Origin of the sequence: Pseudonocardia yuanmonensis, from assembly GCF_039542425.1 — a bacterium.
GTDB classification, from domain to species: Bacteria; Actinomycetota; Actinomycetes; order Mycobacteriales; family Pseudonocardiaceae; genus Pseudonocardia; species Pseudonocardia yuanmonensis.
Genome location: NZ_BAABIC010000030.1, coordinates 20,754 through 41,406, shown reverse-complemented (window position 1 = coordinate 41,406; position 20,653 = coordinate 20,754). Strand labels below are relative to the sequence as shown.

Genomic DNA, 20,653 nt, shown 5'->3' with positions numbered 1-20,653 from the left:
CGGGGATCGGTGTGACCCGGGTCTGCGTCACCCGCTGTTCAACTCTGCGCCGGTCAGCTCTGCGCGTTCACGGCGGCGGTCAGCAGCGACGTCAGGTCCCGGTGCACCGCCAGCACGTCGGTCGGGACGATGCCGAGCTCGTGGCGTTCCTGCGTGGGCAGGTGCACGGCGTACCGCGCGCTCGACCCCTCGGCGAGCACGAGGTACTCGTCCAGTCCGCCGGGGTCGCGGATCGCCTGGTTGTGCTCCACGAGCTCGCGGGTGCCGAACACCCGCAGGCCGTTCGCCTCGAACCCGTCCATCGCGCGCAGCAGCCACAGGAACGCCCGGGGCGGCTCGGCCCCGAACAGCGCGATGCACTCCGCGGCGAGGATCACGACGTCCGCCTCGGACGCGCCGGGCCGCAGCGGCTCCCCGCACTCGGCGGCGAGCGCCTTCAACCGCGCTGCGATCATGTGCGCCCCTTGTTCTCCTGGGCGTCCTGCAGGGTCGACGAGTGCGGCAGCCAGGTGGCCAGCTCGACCGGCCAGCCGTCCGCCTCCAGCACGCGGACGACGGCGGGGTCGTCGTCGATCACGGACGCGATCTCGCGCCGGTCGGCGAGCAGCCGCAGCACCTCGCGCTTCATCATGCGGGCCGGGCGGTAGTCGTCGTCCTCCCGCATGAACAGCGGGCCGGTGGGCAGGCCGTGCCCGGCGAGCCAGCGCTCGGTGAGCCGCCGGTTCCGCTCCGGCCGCCCGGTGAGGTACACGACGTCGTGGTCGGACTGGGCGGCCCGCAGCCGGTCCGCGCCCTCCTCGAGCAGCGGGTCGACGTCCGCGGCCGCGAAGAACCGCTCCCAGCGTTGCGGCCGGGCGCGCAGGTGGTGCAGACGGTGCGTGACGTCGGCCAGGACGCCGTCGATGTCGAAGACGGCCAGGGGCCGGCCGTCGAGCTCGGCGCCGTCGGTGCGGGGGCGGGTGCGGGGGCGGGCTCCGTTCCGGGTCACGGCACGATCACCGGTCCAGTATCGCCGGTGGTCGCCGTCTCAGCCCATCCGGCTCGGGCCGTGCCGATCGGCGCGCTCGGATCGGCCCGCGCCCGGATCGGCCCGCGCCCGGTCGGCCCCTGCCCGGTCGGCCCCTGCCCGGTCAGCTCAGCCGGACGGGGTTGATCACGTCCGCCACGAACACCAGCGCGCTCCAGCCGATGAAAATCAGCGCAACGGTCATCGCCACCGGCATGAGCTTGGCCGCGTCGACCGGACCGGGGTCCGGCTTGCCGCGCAGCATCGCGAAGCGCCGCCGGATCGCCTCCCAGACGGCCGGGAAGATCTGGCCGCCGTCGAGCGGGGGGATCGGCAGCAGGTTGAACAGGAACAGCGAGACGTTGACCAGCGCCAGCAGCGACAGGAAGGCGGAGATCTCCTGGCCCGGCGGGGCGTCGCTGGCCAGGATCTGCCCGCCGATCCGGGAGGCGCCCACGATCCCGACCGGCGAGTCCTGGTCCCGCTGCTCGCCCAGGAACACCGAGCCGAACAGGTTCGGCACGCGCTGTGGCATCTCGACGAGCTTCTGCCCCACCTGCGACACGATGTCGACCATCGTGGTGCCGACGGCGTCGATGCCCTGGCGCTGGACCTCCCGCAGCGGTGAGAGGCCGAGGAAGCTCGCCTGCTCGGTCCTCTCCGGGTCGTCGAGGTCCGGCAGCTCGGTGGTGATGAGGGTGGGAGTGAGTGCGACCTGCTGCCCGCCCCGGTCGACGACGACCGTGACCGTCCCGCTCGCCTGCCGGATGGCCGCCTGCAGGTCCTCCCACCTCTCGAAGGTCCGCCCGTTGAACGACACGATCCGGTCGCCGGCCTGGAAGCCTGCGGCGGCGGCCGGGGTCGGCGGCGCACCGGCCGGGCAGGTGTCGGTCCGGGTGGCGGTGGCGGGCAGGACGCACTGGCTGACCGTGCTCACGGTGAGCGTGGAGGTCATCTGCCCGAAGCCCATGAGCACGATCGCGAACAGGACGACCGCGAGGATCAGGTTCATGAGCGGCCCGGCGGCCATCACGATGATCCGCTTCCACGGGCGCCGGGTGTAGAACTGCCGGTCCAGGTCCTCCGGCCCGACGTCGGCCAGGGAGGCCTGCCGCGCGTCGTCGATCAGGCCCTGGAACGGCCCGGTGCGCCGGCTGCGCCCGTAGACCTCGCCCCTGGCCGGGGGCAGCATGCCGATCATGCGGATGTAGCCGCCGAGCGGGACCGCCTTCACGCCGAACTCGGTCTCGCCGACCTTGCGGGACCACACCGTCTTCCCGAACCCGACGAAGAACTCGGGGACCTTGATCCCGAACCACTTGGCCGTCGCGAAGTGGCCGAGCTCGTGCCAGGCCACCGAGAAGAGGATGCCGAGGAAGAAGACGACGATCCCGACGATCGTCCACACAACTGTCACAGCACCCGCTCCTGTGCGTGGGCCCGCGCCCACTCCTCCGCCGCCAGGACGTCCGCCACGGTAGCCGGGTCGCCGCACCAGGCGTCGGCGGCCGCCAGCACGCGCTCCAGCTCGTCCGTGATCGCCGTGTAGCCGATGCGGCCGGCCACGAACGCGGCCACCAGTTCCTCGTTGGCGGCGTTGAACACCGCCGGCAGGCACCCGCCGGTCTCCCCCGCCGCCCGGGCCAGCCGCACGCCGGGGAAGGCCTCCTGGTCCAGCGGTTCGAAGGTCCAGCTCTGCGGGGCGTCCCAGGTGCACTGCGGGGCCGCGCCTGGCACCCGCTCCGGCCAGCCGAGGGCGAGCGCGATCGGCAGCCGCATGTCCGGCGGGCTGGCCTGGGCGAGGGTGGCCCCGTCGGCGAAGGTGACCATGGAGTGCACGATCGACTGCGGGTGCACCACCACGTCGATCCGGTCGTACGGCACGTCGAACAGCAGGTGCGCCTCGATCAGCTCCAGGCCCTTGTTGACGAGCGTGGCCGAGTTGATCGTGACGACGGGGCCCATGTCCCAGGTCGGGTGCTTGAGCGCGTCGGCCACCGACACGTGCTCGAGGTCGGAGCGCGGCCGGCCGCGGAAGGGGCCGCCGGACGCCGTGAGCACCAGCCGCGCCACCTCCTCGCGGCTTCCCCCGCGCAGGCACTGCGCCAGCGCCGAGTGCTCCGAGTCGACGGGCACGATCTGGCCCGGGCCGGCCGCGTCGAGCACCAGCGGCCCGCCCGCGACCAGCGACTCCTTGTTCGCCAGCGCGAGCACCGCGCCCGAGCGCAGGGCTGCGAGCGTGGGGCCGAGGCCACGCGATCCGGTGATGCCGTTGAGCACGACGTCGGCCGGGGTGGACTCCACGAGCTCGGCGGCCGCCGCGGGCCCGTCGAGCACCTCGACGCCCGGCACCTGCTCGCGCAGCCGCGCGGCCGCGGCCGGGTCGGCGACCGCCACCCGGCCCACCCCCGTGGCCTTGACCTGGGAGGCGAGCAGCCCGACGTCACCGCCGCCCGCCGCGAGGCCGGCCACGGTGAACCGCCCGGCCGCCTTCTCGACGACCTCCAGGGCCTGGGTCCCGATCGAGCCGGTCGAGCCCAGGACCAGCACCGACCGTGGGGGGTTCGCGTTCATCACCGCCCATCATCCCCGGCGTCGTGTTGTGCGACGATGAGGCCCGCACGACAGCGCTCCCGTTCGGCGACACAGGAGGAACCCATGGCGAGCAGCTCCCGCGAGCTGGCGAAGGTCGACCCCGCGGACGAGCCCTCGGCCGAGTGGGGTTGGCACGGCACGTTCCCGAAGGCGATCCCGGCGGCGGGCGTCGTCACGGCGGTCCTGCTGTGCCTGATCCTGATCGGCCACCCCGCCAGCTGGACCGAGATCCTCTTCGCCGTGGTGCCCGCGGTGGCCATCCTGCTGGCCGTCATCGTCGGGACCGTCCGCAAGCGCAACGACTGGCGGCGCTGAGCCACCGGGCCGCACCGGTGGCGGGGGACGCGATCGAGCTGGAGGTCGGGGACCGCACGGTCCGGCTCTCCAGTCCCGACCGCGTGTACTTCGCCGCGCGCGGCGAGACCAAGCTGGATCTCGCCCGCTACTACATGGCCGTGGGGGACGGGATCGTCCGCGCGCTGCGCGAGCGGCCCTGCATGCTGCACCGCTTCCCCACCGGCACCAGCGGCGAGAAGGTGCACCAGAAGCGCCTGCCGCGCGGCGCCCCTGAGTGGGTGCGCACGGTGCGCGTGCACTTCCCCCGCTACAACCGGCATGCCGACGAGCTCGCCGTGACCCACCTCGCGGACGTGGTGTGGGCCGTGCAGATGTCCACCGTGGAGTTCCACCCGTGGAACTCGCGGGCGGCCGACACCGAGTCGCCGGACGAGTGGCGCATCGACCTCGACCCGATGCCCGACGCGTCGTACGCCGACGTCCGCCGGGTCGCGCACGTCGCCCACGAGGTGCTCGACGAGCTGGGGGCCACCGGCTACCCGAAGACGTCCGGCGGCAAGGGCATCCACGTCTACGTGCGGATCCCGCCGGAGCACGGGTTCGCCGAGGTGCGCCGGGCCGCGCACGCCTTCGCCCGCGAGGTGGAGCGGCGCTGCTCGATCGTCGACCTGAGCTGGTGGCGCAAGGACCGCGACCCCAGGTCGATCTTCGTCGACTACAACCAGAACGCCCGCGACCACACCATCGCCTGCGCCTACTCGGTGCGCGGCGTGCCCGAGGCGCGGGTGTCCACGCCGATCCGCTGGGACGAGATCGACTCCGCGGAGCCCGGCGACTTCACCATCGCCACCGTCCCGGCGCGGTTCGCCGAGTTCGGCGACCTGCACGCCGGCATCGACGACGACGTCTTCCGGATCGAGCCGCTGCTGGAGTGGGCGGACAAGGACGCCCGGGACTCGGGCAGGGACGTGCCGGACCTCGACGAGCTCTAGTGTCCTGCGACTGGACTCCGGTCACGCGTGCGGCGCGTCGCCGATCACGCGTCGGCATCGACGTCAGAGGTCGTAGTAGAGCATGAACTCCCAGGGGTGCGGGCGCTGGCGGATCTGGTCGAGCTCCTTGGTCCGCTTGTAGTCCAGCCAGGTCTCGATCAGGTCCTCGGTGAAGACACCGCCCTCGAGCAGGAAGTCGTGGTCCTCCTCCAGGGCCGCCAGGACGGCCTCGAGCGACGCCGGCACCTGGCGGATCGCCGTCGACTCCTCCGGGGCGAGCTCGTAGAGGTCCTTGTCGATCGGCTCCGGCGGCTCGATCTTGTTCCGGATCCCGTCGAGGCCCGCCTGCAGCATGGCGGAGAAGGCGAGATAGGGATTCGCGGTGGGGTCGGGAGGCCGGTACTCCAGGCGCTTCGCCTTGGCGCTCTGCACGTACATCGGGATGCGGACACACGCCGACCGGTTGCGCTGCGAGTACACGAGGTTGATCGGTGCCTCGAAGCCGGGGACCAGGCGGCGGTAGGAGTTGGTCGTCGGCGCGCAGAACGCCAGCAGCGCCGGCGAGTGCTGGAGCAGCCCGCCGATGTAGTGGCGGCCCATGTCGCTGAGCCCCGCGTACCCGGCCTCGCTGTAGAAGACGTTCTGCCCGTCCTTCCACAGGGACTGATGGACGTGCATGCCCGAGCCGTTGTCCGCGAACACCGGCTTGGGCATGAACGTGGCGGTCTTGCCCGCCCGCCAGGCGACGTTCTTGACGACGTACTTGTAGTTCATGACGTTGTCCGCCATGTGCAGCAGGGACGAGAAGCGCATGTCCATCTCGGCCTGGCCGGCGGTGCCGACCTCGTGGTGCTGGACCTCGACCGGGATGCCCAGGTCGACGAGGGTCAGCGCCATCTCGCTGCGCAGGTCCTGGTGCTGGTCCATGGGGGGCACCGGGAAGTACCCCTCCTTGTACCGGGGACGGTAGCCGCGGCTCCCCGGCTGTCCGGACGCCCAGACCCCCTCCACCGAGTCGACGTGGTAGTAGCCCTCGTGCTGGTTCTGGTCGAAGCGCGCCCCGTCGAAGATGTAGAACTCCAGTTCGGGGCCCCAGTACGAGACGTCGGCGAAGTCCGTCGTCAGCAGGTGCGCCTCCGCCTTCCGGGCGATGTGGCGCGGATCGCGGGAGTAGCTCGTCCGCGTGATGGGGTCGGCGACGAAGCAGTGGATCTGGAGCGTCGGCACCTCCCGGAACGGGTCCATCACCGCCGTCGTCGGATCCGGCATCAGCAGCATGTCGGATTCGTGGATCTCCTGGAATCCGCGGATCGAGGAGCCGTCGAAGCCGTAGCCGGCCTCCATGCCCTCCTCGGTCAGTTCCTCCACCGGGACGGAGAAGTGCTGCATCAGCCCGGGGAGGTCGCAGAAGCGGAGATCCACCATCCGGGCGGCACTGTCGTGGGCGAGAGCGACGACGTCTCGAGGGGTTTCAGGCATTTCCGGCTCCTCGCTGAATCCCATGCCCTGGAACTCGTGCGAGGTCAGCGGCCCGCTGCCCGGGCCGGCCGGGCCGCCACCCGCACCGACCGCAGCGGGTGCGGGACGTGGCCCGCGACGTGGCTGCCGAGGCGCACGTCCCCCGCTCGCTGCTGGTCGCCGGCACGACGCTAGTCCCACGGGGTGGCAGATGCCCAGGGGTTCCGGCGAGGCTCGCCGGGTCAGAACGCCGCGGCGTGCAGCCGCGCGAACTCCTCGGTCAACGTGGCCCGCGACCAGTGGGCGTTGAGGCCGCTCGGGTTGGGCAGCACCCAGATCCGGGTGGCGCCCAGCGTCGGCTCCTGCGCCCCGACGATCGCGCCGCGGTCGGCGAAGGCCGTGCGGTAGGCCCCCAGCCCGACGACGGCGAGCCACGTCGGCCGCAGCCGCTCCACCAGGGTCCGCAGCACCCGGCCGCCCTCGACCAGCTCGGCGTCGCTCAGCTCGTCCGCCCGGGCGGTGGGCCGGGGGGCCATGTTCGTGATGCCCATGCCCCAGCCCGGCAGCAGCCCCTGCTCGTCCGGGCGCAGCAGCCGGGGCGTGAGACCGGCGTCGTGCAGGACCGGCCAGAAGCGGTTGCCGGGCCGCGCGAAGTGGTGCCCGGTGGCGGCCGAGACGAGGCCGGGGTTGATGCCACAGAAGAGCACCCGCAGGGCGGGATCGTCCGGGCCGGGCAGGACGTCCGGGAGCAGGCGCTCGCGGGCGGCCTCGAGTTCGGCCGCGGTCGGCATCGCCATGGGGCCATCATCGCCGCGGGCACCGCGGCACGCACCCGGATGGAGGCGGAAGGGCCCGTTCGGGCGGGCTGTCCCGGCCCGGCCGGTCAGGACAGGTTGCGGGCCATCCGCTGCAGCACCGCGACGGTGGCCCGGTACTCCTCGTCGCTGACGCCCTCGGTGATCCTCGCGCGGTAGGCGCGCACCGCGGCGACCAGCCGGCCCCGGGCGGCCGCCCCGGCCGGGGTGATCGTCACGCGTCCGGCGGCCTCCTGCACCCAGCCCTTCGCGCGCAGCTGGTCGAGGACCATCCGGATCTCCGGCCCGGTGCCGCGGAACGGGGCGAGCGAGGAGTCGAGCGCGGCGACGGTGTCGGCGCCACCGGCGATGGCGTTGAGCGTCTGCCAGTGCCGGCGGCCGATCCCCTCCCCGGCGAGGGTGCGGTCGAGCGAGGACTCGATCAGCCGGTCGACGTGTTTGAGCCACCAGCCGATCGGCTTGTCGGCCGAGTGGTCGCAGCCGGGCCCGTGCACGTGTCCTGGCCGGTCGTGGGCGGTGTCCACGTGATCAGGATGCCCCTTCGGCGGCCCGCTGACCAGCGGTGACGCCCGGCGGGCCGCGGGGTCAGCCGCCCGCGAGCACCTCGGCGAGGTCGAAGGAGACGGGCCGCTCGAGCTGCTCGTAGGTGCACGACTCCGGCTCGCGGTCCGGCCGCCACCGGACGAACTGGGCGGTGTGCCGGAAGCGCGCGCCCTCCATGTAGTCGTAGCGGACCTCGACGACCCGCTCGGGGCGCAGCGGGACGAAGGACAGGTCCTTGCCCGCGTTCCAGCGGCTCTGCTCGTTCTTGCGCGGGGTCCGCTCCCCGTCCAGGTGCGCGGCCCAGTTCCAGGGGTGTCCCTCGAAGTCCGTGACCAGGGGCTGGAGCTCGGTGAACAGCTCCCGCCGGGTCGCCATCGGGAACGCCCCGACCACGCCGACGGACGCCAGCACGCCCCGGTCGTCGAACAGCCCGAGCAGGAGCGAGCCGATCGCGTCGGGCCCCGACTTGTGCACCCGGTAGCCGGCGACCACGCAGTCGCACGTGCGCTCGTGCTTGACCTTGGCCATCACCCGCTTGTCCGGCTGGTAGGTCAGGTCGGCCTCCTTGGCGATCAGCCCGTCGAGCCCCGCGCCCTCGAACTGCTCGAACCAGCGACGGGCCTCGTCGGTGTCGCGGGTCAGCGGCGTGAGGTGGATCGGCGGCTGCGCCTTCGCCAGCACCTCCTCCAGCCGGGCGCGGCGCGTCTCGAAGGGCTGCTCCATGAGGTCCTCGTCGCCGACGGCGAGCAGGTCGAAGGCCACGAAACTGGCCGGGGTCTGCTCCGACAGGAGCGTGACCCGGCTTGCCGCCGGGTGGATGCGCTGCTGCAGGGCCTCGAAGTCGAGGGTGTTGCGGGCGGTGTCGGCCACGACGATCTCGCCGTCGATCACCGCGCGCTCCGGGAAGTTGGCGAGCACGGCCTCGACGACCTCGGGGAAGTACCGGGTCATCGGCTTCTCGTTGCGGCTGCCGATCTCCACCTCGGCGCCGTCCCGGAAGACGATCGACCGGAAGCCGTCCCACTTCGGCTCGTAGAGCCGGCCGGGCGGGATGTCCTTGACGGGCTTGGCCAACATCGGCGCGACGGGCGGCATCACGGGCAGGTCCACGCCGCCCAGTGTGTCGTGCGGCGCGGGCGGAGGCGAGCGGACTCCCCCGGGCGGGACGCGTCCACGCAGCTCACCCGGGGTCGTGAGTGGCCAGTGCCCCTCTAGCGGCAGTTGCCGCTAACGGGCAGCCGCAGGGGTCCCGGTGCACGAACCTCGGGGTGAGCCGGGTGAGGTACGCGCGGCGGGTGACGATCCCCGCTGATTGAGCGAACGGCACTCTCGCTCAGATCTAGTGAGCGAGCGGCACTTTCGCTCAGTGCGAGCGAGCGACTCTTTCGCTCAAGCCTGTTGAGCGAGCGGCGCTCTCACTCAGACCTAGTGAGCGAGGGTGCCGCTCGTTCAACCCGTGGTCAGGAGCGGGCGGTGGCGGCGAGCTGGCCGCAGGCCGCGTCGATCTCCTGGCCGCGGGTGTCCCGGACCGTGCAGGAGACGCCGGCGGCCTGGACCCGGCGCACGAACTCGCGCTCGACGGGCTTGGGGCTCGCGTCCCACTCGCTGCCCGGCGTGGGGTTGAGCGGGATGAGGTTCACGTGCACCCGCCTGGTGCCGATCCGCCGGCGCAACAGCGTCCCGAGCAGGTCCGCGCGCCAGGGCTGGTCGTTCACGTCCCGGATCAGGGCGTACTCGATGCTGATGCGACGACCGGTCGTCTGCGCGTAGCGACGCCCGGCGTCGAGGACCTCGCCGACCTTCCACCGGTTGTTGACCGGCACGAGGGTGTCGCGCAGCTCGTCGTCCGGGGTGTGCAGGGAGATCGCCAGGGTGACCGGCAGTCCCTCCTGCGCGAGCTTGTCGATGGCCGGGACGAGCCCGACCGTCGACACGGTGACCCCGCGCGGGGAGATGCCGAGCCCGTTCGGGGCGGGCTCGGTGATCCGGCGCAGCGCGGCGACGACCCGCTTGTAGTTCGCCAGCGGCTCGCCCATCCCCATGAACACGATGTTGGACAGCCGCCGCGGCTCACCGAGCGCGCCCTCCTGCGCCTTGCGCGCGGCCTGCCGCACCTGGTCCACGATCTCCGCGGTGGACAGGTTCCGCTGCAGTCCGCCCTGGCCGGTGGCGCAGAAGGGGCAGGCCATTCCGCAGCCCGCCTGGCTGGAGATGCAGACGGTGGCGCGGTCCGGGTAGCCCATGAGGACGGACTCGGCCAGCGTGCCGTCGTGGCCGCGCCAGAGGGTCTTGCGGGTCTGCCCGTCGTCGCAGACCTGCTCGGTGACGGTCTCGACCAGCGGCGGCAGCAGGGCTCCGAGCTGCGCGCGGGCCGCCGCCGGGAGGTCGGTCATCTCGTCCGGGTCGGCGGTGAGCCTGCCGAAGTAGTGCCGCGCCAGCTGGTCGGCCCGGAAGCCGGGCAGGCCGAGCTCCGTCACCGCGGCCTTGCGGTCGGCGGGCTCGAGGTCGGCGAGGTGACGGGGCGGGGTCGCGCGCTTCGGCGCGTCGAAGACCAGGGGCAGGGATGTCGACATGGCCCTTCCAGTGTGCCACCCGCACCGGACCGCGCCGCTACCCGGCTCGGCCCGGCGTCGGGCGGCCGTCGGCCCGGGCTACGACCCGGACGACGACTCGGGCGGCGGCTCGGGCCGCGCTCGCGGCGACTCGGGCGGAGACCCGGGCGGAGACCCGGGCGCGACTCACCGGCCGACGCGCTCGCGCAGCTCCTCGACCAGCCCGATCCGGCGCGCCCCGGAGAGCCACAGCACCACGGCGCCGCCGATCCCGACCACACCGAGCGGGAGTGCGGCGCCCCCGCTGTTCAGCGCGAGCAGCGCCCCGACGGCACCGAGCACGACGAGCAGGCCCCCGACGGCGACGAAGGACCGCTCGCCGAGCAGCGTCGACAGCGAGCACAACCCGGCCCCGACGACCACCGCGCCGACCGGAACGGTCAGCTCGCCCCAGCCCTGCCCGATCAGCGGCAGCCCGACCCCCAGCACGACCAGCACCACGCCGACCACGACGGCGAGCCGCAGCACCCGCGTCCGCAGCACCCGGTCCAGGCGGGCACCGAGCCCCTGGCGCCGCCGGACGGTGAGGAACAGCCAGCCCGTGAGCAGCAGACCCGCCGCCATGACCAGGGTCCCGCCGCCCGCGCCGAACCCGAGCGAGCCCGCGACCCAGCCCGCGCCGCCCAGCAGGATCTCCAGCTGCGGCAGGGGGATGCCGGAAACGGTACGCGCGGTTCGGCTCATACCGCCACGGTAGCGAGGCCGTCACCCGGCCGGGGCACGGCCCGGGGCGTACCGCGGAGCCCGCCGTGGACCCACAGCGCCGCCACAGCCGGGCGTGCCAGGGTGACGGACACCACCACGACACTGGCCGATCCCCGTGAGGAGCCGACATGCCCGACCCCGCCGCCGCGCCCAGCCCCGCACCGTCCACCACCGCACCGTCCTCGACCGCACCGTCCTCGACCGCACCGCACACCTCCGCACCGCCCACGACCGACACGCCCACCCCCGCCACGCCCGCCCGTTCCGCACGCGCCCGCTCCTCCGCCCCGGACGCCGGCCCTTCCGGCGGTCCTGCCACCCGTCCGGCCGTCCCTGCCGCGGTCTCCCCCGCCGCGGCGCCCACACTCTCCCGTCGCGCCGCCGTGGCCGGTGCCGGCGTCGCGGCCGTCGGCGTCGGGTTGCTCGCCGCGGGCTGTGCGAGCGGCGGCTCGGGCAGCGCCCCCGGCGGGAGCACCGGCGGGGCCACGACGGGGGGCGCGCCCTCGGCCTCCGCGGGCGCCACGCTCGGCCCGGCGTCCGCCGTGCCGGTCGGGAGCGCCGCGGTGTTCGCGGACCAGAAGGTGATCGTCACGCAACCGACCGCCGGCACCTACCGGGGCTTCTCCTCGACCTGCCCGCACCAGGGCTGCGCGGTGTCCGAGGTCCGGGGCGCCACGCTGGTGTGCCCCTGCCACGGCAGCGTCTTCGGCCTCGACGGGCAGGTGCAGGACGGACCGGCCACCCGGGGCCTGACGCCGGAGACCGTCGCGGTCCAGGGGGACCGGATCACCCTGGCCTGAGTCAGCGGGTGGTGATGATCCCGGCGGGCCTGCGGCGTGTGTGCAGCCGGTAGCCCACGGGGATGCTGAGCCCGGTCGTCTCGGCGATCGCGCGTGCCGCGGTCGCGGGGGCGAACTCGATCCGCAGCACGGCCTCGAGCGTCTCCCGGTCGCGAAAGCGCCAGGTCGACGTGACGCGTTCCTGCGTGAAGCCCTGCCGCGCGAAGAACCGCTCGACGGCCGCAGGGTCGTAGCGCGGCAGGTCCGCGCGCAGCCAGTCGCCGTAGGGCGGCACGGTGAAGTCGAGGTCGACGATCGCGAGCACGCCGCCGGGCCGCAGCACCCGGTCCGCCTCGGCGAGTCCGGGCTCGCAGCCCTCGCCGAAGAAGTAGGCCGTGCGGGCGTGCACGACGTCCGCGCAGGCGTCGGGCAGCGGGAGCGCCTCCGCTCCCCCGCGCAGCACCTCGAACCCGCGCCGCCGTCCGCGCTCGACCAGCGGCGGGTGCGGCTCCACGCCCACCACCGAGCGCGCCTCCTGCGCGAAGTGCGGCAGGTGGAAACCGTCCCCGCAGCCGACGTCGACGACGTCCCGCCCCGCCCACGGCGCCGCGGTGCGCAGGGCCGCCCAGAGCACGCCGTCGGCGTCCTGCGCGCGGTTCTCGCGCTCGTACACGTCCGGCCAGTGCCAGATGTTGGGGCTGGGGATCGCGGGACCGGTCCTGAGCTGCCCGCCGAAGCCCTTGTACCTCATGCGGTCATCCGGGGCGCGTGCCTCACGTGACGGGGACGAAGACGCTCAGCAGCGCCCACGAGACGAAGGCGGCCGGGAGCATCGAGTCCAGCCGGTCCATCAGGCCGCCGTGACCGGGCAGCAGCGTGCCCATGTCCTTGATGCCGAGGTCCCGCTTGACCATGGATTCGGTGAGGTCGCCCAGCGTGGCCGTGACGACGAGGACGGCGCCGAGGACCGCCCCGAGCCACCAGGCGCCGTCGAGCAGCAGGAGCACGGACAGCGCGCCCGCGACCATGCCGGCCAGCAGCGAACCGCCGAAGCCCTCCCAGGACTTCTTCGGGCTGATCCGCGGGGCCATCGGGTGCCTGCCGGCGACGACCCCGGCGGCGTACCCGCCGACGTCCGACGCGACGACGCAGATCATGAAGGTCAGCACCCGGCCGACGCCGTCCTCGGGCAGCACGAGCAGCGTGGCGAAGGAGACGAAGAACGGGACGTAGGCGGCGGAGAAGATGCCGGCCCCGACGTCCCGGACGAACCCGTCGGCGGGGTTGAGGCCGCTGCCCTTCGCGCCGCCGCCGAAGCCCATCCGCCACAGCAGCGACACGAGGACCGTGACGGCGAACGCCACCGCCGATCCGCGGAGGCCGAACGGCCAGGCCAGCCACACCATCGCCTGCCCACCGACGAGCAGGACCGGCAGCGGAACCTTGATCTTCTCCCGGCTCCGGCGGAACGCGCCCGCGAGCTCCCAGGTACCGACGGCCGTGGCGGCCGCCAGCACGATGATGAAGGCCTGCCGCTGCACCAGCAGCGACGCCAGGATGACGGCACCCAGTGACAGCCCGACCGCGATGGCCGCGGCGAGGTTCCGGCCGAGCCGCGCGGACCGCGGCGGCGGCGAGGGCGCGCCCGGCAGCCCCGCCCCCGGGAGGTCCGAGGTCACGGGCGGCGTCCCTGCGGGATCGGTCGGCGGGCCGTCACCGGCCCGGTCGGCCCCGCGGTCGGTCCCGTCGGCCCCGCGGTCGGTCCCGTCGGCCCCGCGGTCGGTCCCGTCGGCCTCGTGGTCGGTCCCGTCGGCCTCGTGGTCGGCCTCGTGGTCGGCCTCGTGGTCGGCACTGTGCGAGGTGGTCACGGTCCTTCAGAGCTCGAGAAGCTCGGATTCCTTGTGCTTGACCAGCTCGTCGACCTGGTGGACGTACTTGTCCGTGACGCCCTGGAGCTCCTTCTCGGCCCGGGTGACCTCGTCCTCGCCCGCCTCGCCCTCCTTGACGATGCGGTGCAACTCGTCCATGGCCTTGCGGCGCAGGTTGCGGATGGTGATGCGCGCGTCCTCGCCCTTGCTGCGCGCGACCTTGACCATCTCCCGGCGCCGCTCCTCGGAGAGCTGCGGGATGATGCAGCGGATGATCTGGCCGTCGTTGCTCGGGTTCAGGCCCAGGTCCGAGTCCCGGATGGCCTTCTCCATCGCCTTGAGCTGGCTGGCGTCGTACGGCTTGATGACCGCCATCCGCGCCTCGGGGATCGTCACCGAGGCGAGCTGGTTGAGCGGCGTGTAGGCGCCGTAGTAGTCGACGACCACCTTCGAGAACATCGCCGGGGTGGCCCGGCCGGTGCGCACACTGGCCAGGTCGTCCTTGGCCACCTCGACTGCCTTCTCCATCTTCTCCTCGGCGTCGAAGAGGGTTTCGTCGATCACGGCTGCTCCCGGTGCGTTCTGGCGTGTCGTTCTCAGGTCTCGGGTGTGCTCACCAGCGTGCCGATCCTCTCACCCGCGACCGCGCGGGCGATGTTGCCCTCGGTCAGCAGGTTGAACACGATGATCGGCATCCGGTTGTCCATGCACAGGCTGAAGGCGGTGGCGTCGGCGACCTTGAGGCCCCGCTCGAGCACCTCGCGATGGGTGATCTCGTGGAACATCTCGGCCGTCGGGTCGATCTTCGGGTCCGCGGTGTAGACCCCGTCGACGCCCTTGGCCAGCAGCAACGCCTCGCAGCCGATCTCCAGCGCGCGCTGGGCCCCGGCCGTGTCGGTGGAGAAGAAGGGCATCCCGACGCCCGCCCCGAAGATCACGACCCGGCCCTTCTCGAGGTGCCGGATGGCCCGCCGGGGGATGTAGGCCTCGGCGACCTGCCCCATCGTGATCGCGGTCTGCACGCGGGTGTCGAGGTGGTGCTCGCGCTCGAGGAAGTCCTGCAGCGCGAGACAGTTCATCACGGTGGCGAGCATGCCCATGTAGTCGGCGCGGGCGCGGTCCATCCCGCGCTGCTGCAGCTCGCTGCCGCGGAAGAAGTTGCCGCCCCCGATCACGACCGCGATCTGGGCGCCGCTCGCGACGACCTCCGCGATCTGTCGGGAGACGGTCTCCACGACCTTGGGATCGACGCCGAGCCCGCCGCCGCCGAACATCTCGCCGCCGAGCTTGAGCAGCACGCGGCGGTACCCGGGGCGGGTGGTCTCGGCGTCGATCCCGTGGTCGTTCATGCGATCAGGCCTGGCCGACCTCGAAGCGGACGAAGTCCTTGACGGTCACGCCCGCCTCGTCCAGCAGCGCCTTCACGGTCTTCTTCGAGTCCAGCACGGAGGCCTGCTCGAGGAGCACGACGTCCTTGTAGAACCCGGTGATCCGGCCCTCGACGATCCGGTCGAGGATCTTCTCCGGCTTGCCCTCCTCGCGGGCGGTCGCCTCGGCGATCCGCTTCTCGTTCTCCACGACCTCGGTCGGGACCTGGTCGCGGGTGGTGAACTGCGGGCGCGCGGCGGCGATGTGCATCGCGACGTTCCGGGCGGCCTCGGCGTCCTCGCCCTCGTAGGCGACGAGCGCGCCGATGGCCGGCGGCAGGTCGCTGGCGCGGCGGTGCAGGTACACGGCGACGGGGCCGTCGACGTGGATGTACCGCTTGAGCTCGAGCTTCTCGCCGATGCGGGCGGAGAGCGCCTGGATCGCGTCGGCCACGGTGCCGCCCTCGAGCGGGGCCTTGGCCAGCGCCTCGACGTCGGCCGGCTTCTGCTCGACGGCGACGGCGAGGATCTTGGTGGCGAGGTCGACGAAGTCGTCGCTCTTGGCGACGAAGTCGGTCTCGCAGTTCAGCTCGACCATGGTGCCGCCCTCGGCGACGACCAGGCCGTTGGAGGTGGAGCGCTCGGCGCGCTTGCCGACGTCCTTCGCGCCCTTGATGCGGAGGAGCTCGACGGCCTTGTCGAAGTCGCCCTCGGCCTCCTCGAGCGCCTTCTTGCAGTCCATCATCCCGGAGCCGGTGAGCTCACGGAGCCGCTTGACGTCGGCGGCGGTGTAGTTCGCCATCTCGGTGTCTTCTCGTCCTTCGCGCTGCGGGTGGGTCGGGTCCGACCGGCGGCCGGGGCGGGGGTGCGCCCCGGCCGCCGTGATCGGGTGGTGCTCAGCCGGCGGTCTGCTGGGTGCCGTTGCTGGTGCTGGCCGGGACCGAGCCCGCGTTCGCCGCGGCCGGCTCGCCGCCCAGGCTCGCGCCGTCCGACCCGCCGCCGGTCAGGAGCTCCTGCTCCCACTCGGCCAGCGGCTCCTCGGCGCCCTCGGCCTTCTCGCCCTCGCCGCGGGCGCGCGCGGAGCGGGCCATGAGGCCGTCCGCCGCCGCCTTGGCGATCACCCGGGTGAGCAGCGCCGCGGAGCGGATCGCGTCGTCGTTGCCCGGGATCGGGTAGTCGACCTCGTCCGGGTCGCAGTTGGTGTCGAGGATCGACACGACCGGGATGCCCAGCTTGCGGGCCTCGCCGACGGCGATGTGCTCCTTCTTGGTGTCGACCACCCACACCGCGCTCGGCACCTTCGACATGTCGCGGATGCCGCCGAGGGTCTTCTCGAGCTTGTCCTTCTCGCGGGTGAGCATGAGGATCTCCTTCTTGGTGCGACCCTCGAAGCCACCCGTCTGCTCCATCGACTCCAGCTCCTTGAGCCGCTGGAGGCGCTTGTGCACGGTCTGGAAGTTGGTGAGCATGCCGCCCAGCCAGCGCTGGTTGACGAACGGCATGTTGACCCGGCCCGCCTCCTCGGCGATGGCCTCCTGGGCCTGCTTCTTCGTCCCGACGAACATGATCGTGCCGCCGTGGGCCACGGTCTCGCGGACGAACTCGTAGGCGCGGTCGATGTACGACAGCGTCTGCTGCAGGTCGATGATGTAGATGCCGTTGCGCTCGGTCAGGATGTAGCGCTTCATCTTCGGGTTCCAGCGCCGGGTCTGGTGCCCGAAGTGCACGCCGCTGTCGAGCAGCTGCTTCATGGTGACGACGGCCATGGCCGATGTTCACCTCTCGGTCGGGCGCGGGCGGCGGCGGGTGATCACCGATCACCACCGGCCGGTCCGCGCGTGGCGGTTGTCGCGGGACCCCCGCGGAGGGGCCCCGCCCTGGCGCCGCGCCGGCTCCCGGACCCGCACCCGGCCGCTCGGCGGGGATGCGGGACCGCCCGGTCGCCGACCCCGCTTCCGCAGGGCACGCGAGCGCGCGAAGTCACCTCGAGCGGTCGAGGTGCGTGGTCGAGTGTACGCCCGGCCGCCGATCGACCTCACCCGGGACGGCCCCGCCGGACCGATCCGTCCCCAGGCTCGGAGGCCTGTGGATCGATCGTCCCCACGACGCCCGGTCCCCCCTGCTCATGGGCAGGGTGACGGCATGGGGCGGGCGGGACGGACGGTGGGTCGGCGGGCGGGGCGGGTGCGGTGGGTTGACCAGAGGGCTGTGCGGGCGGCCGGGCAGGCGGCTGAGCGGGTTCGGCGGACCGGACGGGCGGTGGGGCGGCGGGTCGTGGTGGGCCTCGTGCTGAGCGGGCAGCTGCTCGGGACGGGGATCGGGGTGGGGGGCGGGGGTGGGGTGGCGCGAGTCGCCTTCGCCGCACAGGTCGATTCCGCGCCCGCGCCCGTGGAGCCCACGCTCGAGACGTCCAGGCCCGAGGAGCCCGCACCCGGGCAGCCGGCGCCCGAACAGGCGTCGGCCATGCCAGCGCCCCAGGAGCCGACCGCCGAGACGCTCGCGCCGGGAGTGGAGTACGGGTGGCCCTTGTCGCCGACGCCGGCGGTCGCGCGGCCGTTCGACCGGCCGCCCTTCCGCTACGGCCGCGGGCATCGCGGCGCCGACCTGGTCGGCGCCGTGGGGCAGGCGGTGCTCGCGGCCCGGAACGGGGTCGTCGTGTTCGCGGGGCCGGTGGCGGGGCGCGGTGTGGTGTCGGTCGAGCACGCCGACGGGCTGCGGACGACCTACGAGCCGGTCACCGGCACCGTCGCCGTCGGCGTGCGGGTGGCGCGGGGCGACCCGATCGGCGTGCTCGAGGCCGGGCACGCCGGGTGCCCGGCGGAGGCCTGCCTGCACTGGGGCGTGCGCCGGGGTGTGCGGTCGACGTCCGAGTACATGGATCCGCTGGTGCTGCTGCGGCCACGGCACGTCCGGCTGCTGCCGCTGCCCGATCCGTGGCCGGGATGAGCGGGCGCCGCCGTCGACTGCCGCGCCGGGCCGACCCGCTCAGGCGGGCTCGGTCAGGCGGGTGCGCAGCCGCGTGACCAGGCGGGAGTGCAGCTGGCACACCCGCGACTCGGTGACCCCGAGCAGGCGGCCGATCTCGGCGAGGGTCCGGTTCTCCAGGTAGTAGAGGCGCACGACCTCCCGGTCCCGCTCCCCCAGCGCGCCGACCGCGAGGGCGAGCTCGCGCACCGTCTCGCCGTGCTCCACGATCTCGGCCGGGCTCGGCGCCGACTCGTCCGGCACCAGCTCGGCGACGGGCACCTGGCTCTCGCCGCCGGCCTCGAGCGCCTCCACGCTCACCAGCTGGCGGTGCTGCAGCATCCCGCGCAGCTCCCGGAGCCCCACGCCCAGCTCCTCGGCGAGCTCCCGGTCCTCGACCGTGCGCCCGAGCCGCGTCTCCAGCCGCTCCCGCGCCCGCTCGGCCTCGCGACGCCGCGCGCGGGCCGTGCGCGGGACCCAGTCCTGTGCGCGCAGCTCGTCGAGCATCGCCCCGCGGATGCGCTGCGCCGCGTAGCTCTCGAAACGCACCTCGCGCTCGGGCTCGAAGCGCTCGACCGCGTCGATCAGGCCGAACATGCCGACCTGCACCAGATCGGCGGCGTCGACGTGCACGGGCAGGCCGCTGACCATCTTGCCCGCGACCCCCCGCACGAGCGCGCGGTAGTGGATCACGAGCCGGTCGCGGGAAGCCGGGGTGCGGTTCGCGAGGAAGTCCGCCCACAGCGTCGAGGTGATGTCGGCGGCGGCGCGGTCCCCGGCGGCTCGACCCTCGGCGACGCGATCTCCGGCGACGCGATCCCCGCCGGTCCGGTCTCCGGCACCGCGGTCCTCGGCTACCTCGTCCCTGTCCGCACCGGCCGTCGCCGGCTCGATGCGCGTCGGGGCCGCAGCGGCGCCAGGCGTGCCGACCGCGTCGGCGACCGGGGTCTTCGGGGAGGGCGTGCCGTTCACCGACGGGCGGTGCGCGATCGGGGGAACCGCGAGGGCGTCGGGCGTGTCGGGCCGGAGCGGGGCGACGAGGGCGACGTGTTCGGCGGCGCGGTGCGGCCCGCCGAGGTTCGATTCCGGGCCCGCCACGTCCGGTGTCACCCCGCACTCGGCCGGGACCGCCCGCAGTGACACCCTGCGTTCGGCGACCGGCGGCTCGTCCGCGGTGGTCAGGGCCCTGGCCAGGGCTCCGGCCAGCATGCCGATCGTGTGCGTGACCTGCGCAGACTCGACGTCCGGAACGTCATGCCCGGGGATGAGCCTGGTCATGGACCACCTTCAGACGGTCGACGGTCACGTGCGTGTACAGCTGAGTGGTCGACAGCGTAGCGTGACCAAGCAACTCCTGTACGTGACGAAGGTCGGCGCCGCCGTCGAGCAGGTGTGTCGCCGCGGCGTGCCGGAAGCCGTGTGGTCCGATGTCCGGCGCGTCGGGCAGCGCCGCCATCACGCGGTGCACGATCGTGCGTGCGACGCGGGCGTCGAGGCGTCCGCCGCGGACCCCGAGGAAGAGCGCGGGCGGAGAGCCCGGACGGGCCAGCGCCGGGCGGCCGAGGGCACGCCAGCGCCGCAGCGCGTCGGCCGCGGGCACGCCGAACACCACCGTCCGCTCCCGGTTGCCCTTGCCCAGCACGCGGAGGGTCCGCCGCTCGTCGTCGACGTCGTCGACGTCGAGCCCGCAGGCCTCGCCCACCCGGATGCCGGTCGCGTACAGGACCTCGAGCAGCGCGAGGTCGCGGAGCGCCTCGGGGTGCTCCTCGGCCGCGCCGGAGACGGCCGCGTCGAGCACCGCGGCGGCCTGGTCCTCCCGCAGCACCTCGGGCAGGGCTCCGCGCGAGCTCGGCGAGCTCAACCGGGCCCCGGGATCGCTCGTGATCAGCCCGGCGCGCGCCGCCCACGCCGTGAAGGTCCGGACCGCGGCCGCGCGGCGGGCGAGCGTGGCGCGGCTGGTCCCGGCCGCGTGCGCCTCCCCGAGCCGCCGCCGCAGGTGCGCGAGGTCGAGCGACGCCAGGGACGGCAGCCCCCCGAGCATCCCGGCGAGGTCCGAGCGGTACGCCCGCACGGTGTGGGTGGACCGGCCCCGCTCCAGCTCGAGGTGTCGGACGAAGCGCTCCACCGCGGCCCCGACGTCGGCCGCGAGTGTGCGGTGGGACGGATCGGCGCGCGGGTCGGCGGAACCGCCGGGCGTGCATCCGGCGTGCTCGCTCTCGGACCGATCTTCCGGCGGGTTCGCGGGTTCGGGCGGCGCCATCCCCCGACGGTGCGGGTCGTCCCCGCCCCGGTCAACGATCCACGCCGGAGGCATCGGCGCGGGTGCCGGCAGCTCACCCGCCTGCGTGGGTCGCCGCCGATGGCCGACGCGGGGCCGCCCAGCGGGTCGAGCACTCGGCTCTCCGGCCTCGGCCCGGACCGACAACGGCGCTGAACCAGGACGCCCCGTCCCCGCCCCGCCCGTCGCGGGGCTCCCTGTCCACCGTGATCTGGCTGGAGGAAGCAGACCCGGCGGCCCGCTCGTGATCGCCTCCTGTGGGTGCCCGGCGAACCCGCCGGCCGCGCTGCACCGCTCGTGGCGATCTCGGTGATCACGCAGACCCGCCGGCACGACCGGAGGTCATGTGCACCCGCTGAGCGCGTCGCGCTCGG

22 protein-coding genes are annotated in these 20,653 nt (G+C 73.6%); 4 read left to right on the top strand and 18 right to left on the bottom strand.

The features are described 5' to 3' along the window. Nucleotides 1–53: 53 nt before the first annotated feature. The 4 genes from ABD990_RS30460 to dxr all read right to left on the bottom strand — a co-directional run bounded on the left by ABD990_RS30460 (nt 54) and on the right by dxr (nt 3,580). Nucleotides 54–455, bottom strand: coding sequence for a hypothetical protein (locus ABD990_RS30460; protein WP_345384231.1), 402 nt, complete (start codon nt 453–455; stop codon nt 54–56). Then, nucleotides 452–988 carry a phosphatase domain-containing protein gene (locus tag ABD990_RS30455; RefSeq protein WP_345384230.1) on the bottom strand — a complete coding sequence of 179 codons (537 nt, stop codon included), beginning with the start codon at nt 986–988 and terminating at the stop codon, nt 452–454. The genes ABD990_RS30460 and ABD990_RS30455 overlap by 4 nt, the downstream gene beginning before the upstream one ends. Before the next feature lie 142 nt (nt 989–1,130). Further along, nucleotides 1,131–2,423 carry a M50 family metallopeptidase gene (locus tag ABD990_RS30450; RefSeq protein WP_345384229.1) on the bottom strand — a complete coding sequence of 431 codons (1,293 nt, stop codon included), beginning with the start codon at nt 2,421–2,423 and terminating at the stop codon, nt 1,131–1,133. Continuing rightward, complete coding sequence (dxr, locus tag ABD990_RS30445; RefSeq protein ID WP_345384228.1) at nt 2,420–3,580, bottom strand: 1-deoxy-D-xylulose-5-phosphate reductoisomerase; 1,161 nt, start codon at nt 3,578–3,580, stop codon at nt 2,420–2,422. The genes ABD990_RS30450 and dxr overlap by 4 nt, the downstream gene beginning before the upstream one ends. A gap of 84 nt (nt 3,581–3,664) precedes the next feature. Between dxr and ABD990_RS30440 the strand changes: the two genes are divergently transcribed. Together ABD990_RS30440 and ligD are read left to right on the top strand one after the other, a co-directional pair. Then, on the top strand, nt 3,665–3,916 hold the full coding sequence (locus ABD990_RS30440; RefSeq protein ID WP_345384227.1) for a DUF2631 domain-containing protein: 252 nt from the start codon (nt 3,665–3,667) through the stop codon (nt 3,914–3,916). A gap of 17 nt (nt 3,917–3,933) precedes the next feature. Continuing rightward, the gene (ligD, locus tag ABD990_RS30435; protein WP_345384226.1) at nt 3,934–4,890 is read left to right on the top strand and encodes a non-homologous end-joining DNA ligase; all 957 of its coding nucleotides are present in this window, start codon (nt 3,934–3,936) and stop codon (nt 4,888–4,890) included. Nucleotides 4,891–4,953: 63 nt separating this feature from the next. Here the strand turns inward: ligD and glnA are convergent, their stop codons facing one another. The 6 genes from glnA to ABD990_RS30405 form a co-directional block, all read right to left on the bottom strand. Continuing rightward, a complete protein-coding gene (glnA, locus tag ABD990_RS30430; RefSeq protein WP_345384225.1) occupies nt 4,954–6,369 on the bottom strand; it encodes a type I glutamate--ammonia ligase in 1,416 nt (471 codons plus the stop codon). Nucleotides 6,370–6,590: 221 nt separating this feature from the next. Further along, entirely contained in the window at nt 6,591–7,145 is a 555-nt protein-coding gene (mug, locus tag ABD990_RS30425) for a G/U mismatch-specific DNA glycosylase (RefSeq protein WP_345384224.1), read from the bottom strand. Between the two features lie 86 nt (nt 7,146–7,231). Further along, complete coding sequence (locus ABD990_RS30420) at nt 7,232–7,687, bottom strand: MarR family winged helix-turn-helix transcriptional regulator (RefSeq protein ID WP_345384223.1); 456 nt, start codon at nt 7,685–7,687, stop codon at nt 7,232–7,234. Between the two features lie 61 nt (nt 7,688–7,748). Beyond that, entirely contained in the window at nt 7,749–8,816 is a 1,068-nt protein-coding gene (locus ABD990_RS30415) for an ATP-dependent DNA ligase (protein WP_345384222.1), read from the bottom strand. Nucleotides 8,817–9,166: 350 nt separating this feature from the next. Continuing rightward, entirely contained in the window at nt 9,167–10,279 is a 1,113-nt protein-coding gene (gene rlmN, locus ABD990_RS30410) for a dual-specificity RNA methyltransferase RlmN (RefSeq protein WP_345384221.1), read from the bottom strand. Nucleotides 10,280–10,444: 165 nt separating this feature from the next. Further along, entirely contained in the window at nt 10,445–11,002 is a 558-nt protein-coding gene (locus tag ABD990_RS30405; RefSeq protein ID WP_345384220.1) for a hypothetical protein, read from the bottom strand. A 149-nt stretch (nt 11,003–11,151) separates the two neighbouring features. On the opposite strand from ABD990_RS30405, the gene ABD990_RS30400 reads away from it, so the two are divergent. Further along, entirely contained in the window at nt 11,152–11,823 is a 672-nt protein-coding gene (locus ABD990_RS30400) for a Rieske (2Fe-2S) protein (protein WP_345384219.1), read from the top strand. Between the two features lies 1 nt (nt 11,824). On the opposite strand, the gene ABD990_RS30395 is transcribed toward ABD990_RS30400, so the two are convergent. The 6 genes from ABD990_RS30395 to rpsB form a co-directional block, all read right to left on the bottom strand. Beyond that, nucleotides 11,825–12,553 carry a class I SAM-dependent methyltransferase gene (locus ABD990_RS30395; RefSeq protein WP_345384218.1) on the bottom strand — a complete coding sequence of 243 codons (729 nt, stop codon included), beginning with the start codon at nt 12,551–12,553 and terminating at the stop codon, nt 11,825–11,827. A gap of 22 nt (nt 12,554–12,575) precedes the next feature. Next, complete coding sequence (locus ABD990_RS30390; protein ID WP_345384284.1) at nt 12,576–13,481, bottom strand: phosphatidate cytidylyltransferase; 906 nt, start codon at nt 13,479–13,481, stop codon at nt 12,576–12,578. 195 nt (nt 13,482–13,676) lie between these two features. Further along, complete coding sequence (gene frr, locus ABD990_RS30385; protein WP_345384217.1) at nt 13,677–14,234, bottom strand: ribosome recycling factor; 558 nt, start codon at nt 14,232–14,234, stop codon at nt 13,677–13,679. Between the two features lie 32 nt (nt 14,235–14,266). Further along, the gene (gene pyrH, locus ABD990_RS30380) at nt 14,267–15,019 is read right to left on the bottom strand and encodes a UMP kinase (RefSeq protein WP_345384216.1); all 753 of its coding nucleotides are present in this window, start codon (nt 15,017–15,019) and stop codon (nt 14,267–14,269) included. A gap of 4 nt (nt 15,020–15,023) precedes the next feature. After that, the gene (tsf, locus tag ABD990_RS30375) at nt 15,024–15,839 is read right to left on the bottom strand and encodes a translation elongation factor Ts (protein ID WP_345384215.1); all 816 of its coding nucleotides are present in this window, start codon (nt 15,837–15,839) and stop codon (nt 15,024–15,026) included. A gap of 94 nt (nt 15,840–15,933) precedes the next feature. Further along, nucleotides 15,934–16,803, bottom strand: coding sequence for a 30S ribosomal protein S2 (gene rpsB / locus ABD990_RS30370; protein WP_345384214.1), 870 nt, complete (start codon nt 16,801–16,803; stop codon nt 15,934–15,936). Between the two features lie 697 nt (nt 16,804–17,500). Between rpsB and ABD990_RS30365 the strand changes: the two genes are divergently transcribed. Then, complete coding sequence (locus ABD990_RS30365; RefSeq protein WP_345384213.1) at nt 17,501–17,983, top strand: M23 family metallopeptidase; 483 nt, start codon at nt 17,501–17,503, stop codon at nt 17,981–17,983. Between the two features lie 39 nt (nt 17,984–18,022). Here the strand turns inward: ABD990_RS30365 and ABD990_RS30360 are convergent, their stop codons facing one another. Beyond that, nucleotides 18,023–19,279 (bottom strand): FliA/WhiG family RNA polymerase sigma factor, encoded by a 1,257-nt coding sequence (locus ABD990_RS30360; protein ID WP_345384212.1) that lies wholly within the window; start codon nt 19,277–19,279, stop codon nt 18,023–18,025. Further along, nucleotides 19,254–20,261 carry a tyrosine recombinase XerC gene (locus ABD990_RS30355; protein WP_345384211.1) on the bottom strand — a complete coding sequence of 336 codons (1,008 nt, stop codon included), beginning with the start codon at nt 20,259–20,261 and terminating at the stop codon, nt 19,254–19,256. The genes ABD990_RS30360 and ABD990_RS30355 overlap by 26 nt, the downstream gene beginning before the upstream one ends. Nucleotides 20,262–20,653 lie beyond the last annotated feature (392 nt).

Coding starts and splice junctions, on each gene's coding strand:
- pyrH (WP_345384216.1), bottom strand. CDS start 15,019: ATGAACGACCACGGGATCGACGCCGAGACCACCCGCCCCGGGTACCGC.
- tsf (WP_345384215.1), bottom strand. CDS start 15,839: ATGGCGAACTACACCGCCGCCGACGTCAAGCGGCTCCGTGAGCTCACC.
- ABD990_RS30400 (WP_345384219.1), top strand. CDS start 11,152: ATGCCCGACCCCGCCGCCGCGCCCAGCCCCGCACCGTCCACCACCGCA.
- rpsB (WP_345384214.1), bottom strand. CDS start 16,803: ATGGCCGTCGTCACCATGAAGCAGCTGCTCGACAGCGGCGTGCACTTC.
- ABD990_RS30395 (WP_345384218.1), bottom strand. CDS start 12,553: ATGAGGTACAAGGGCTTCGGCGGGCAGCTCAGGACCGGTCCCGCGATC.
- ABD990_RS30365 (WP_345384213.1), top strand. CDS start 17,501: ATGCCAGCGCCCCAGGAGCCGACCGCCGAGACGCTCGCGCCGGGAGTG.
- glnA (WP_345384225.1), bottom strand. CDS start 6,369: ATGCCTGAAACCCCTCGAGACGTCGTCGCTCTCGCCCACGACAGTGCC.
- ABD990_RS30405 (WP_345384220.1), bottom strand. CDS start 11,002: ATGAGCCGAACCGCGCGTACCGTTTCCGGCATCCCCCTGCCGCAGCTG.
- rlmN (WP_345384221.1), bottom strand. CDS start 10,279: ATGTCGACATCCCTGCCCCTGGTCTTCGACGCGCCGAAGCGCGCGACC.
- ABD990_RS30440 (WP_345384227.1), top strand. CDS start 3,665: ATGGCGAGCAGCTCCCGCGAGCTGGCGAAGGTCGACCCCGCGGACGAG.
- dxr (WP_345384228.1), bottom strand. CDS start 3,580: ATGAACGCGAACCCCCCACGGTCGGTGCTGGTCCTGGGCTCGACCGGC.
- mug (WP_345384224.1), bottom strand. CDS start 7,145: ATGGCGATGCCGACCGCGGCCGAACTCGAGGCCGCCCGCGAGCGCCTG.
- ABD990_RS30460 (WP_345384231.1), bottom strand. CDS start 455: ATGATCGCAGCGCGGTTGAAGGCGCTCGCCGCCGAGTGCGGGGAGCCG.
- ABD990_RS30360 (WP_345384212.1), bottom strand. CDS start 19,279: ATGACCAGGCTCATCCCCGGGCATGACGTTCCGGACGTCGAGTCTGCG.
- ABD990_RS30355 (WP_345384211.1), bottom strand. CDS start 20,261: ATGGCGCCGCCCGAACCCGCGAACCCGCCGGAAGATCGGTCCGAGAGC.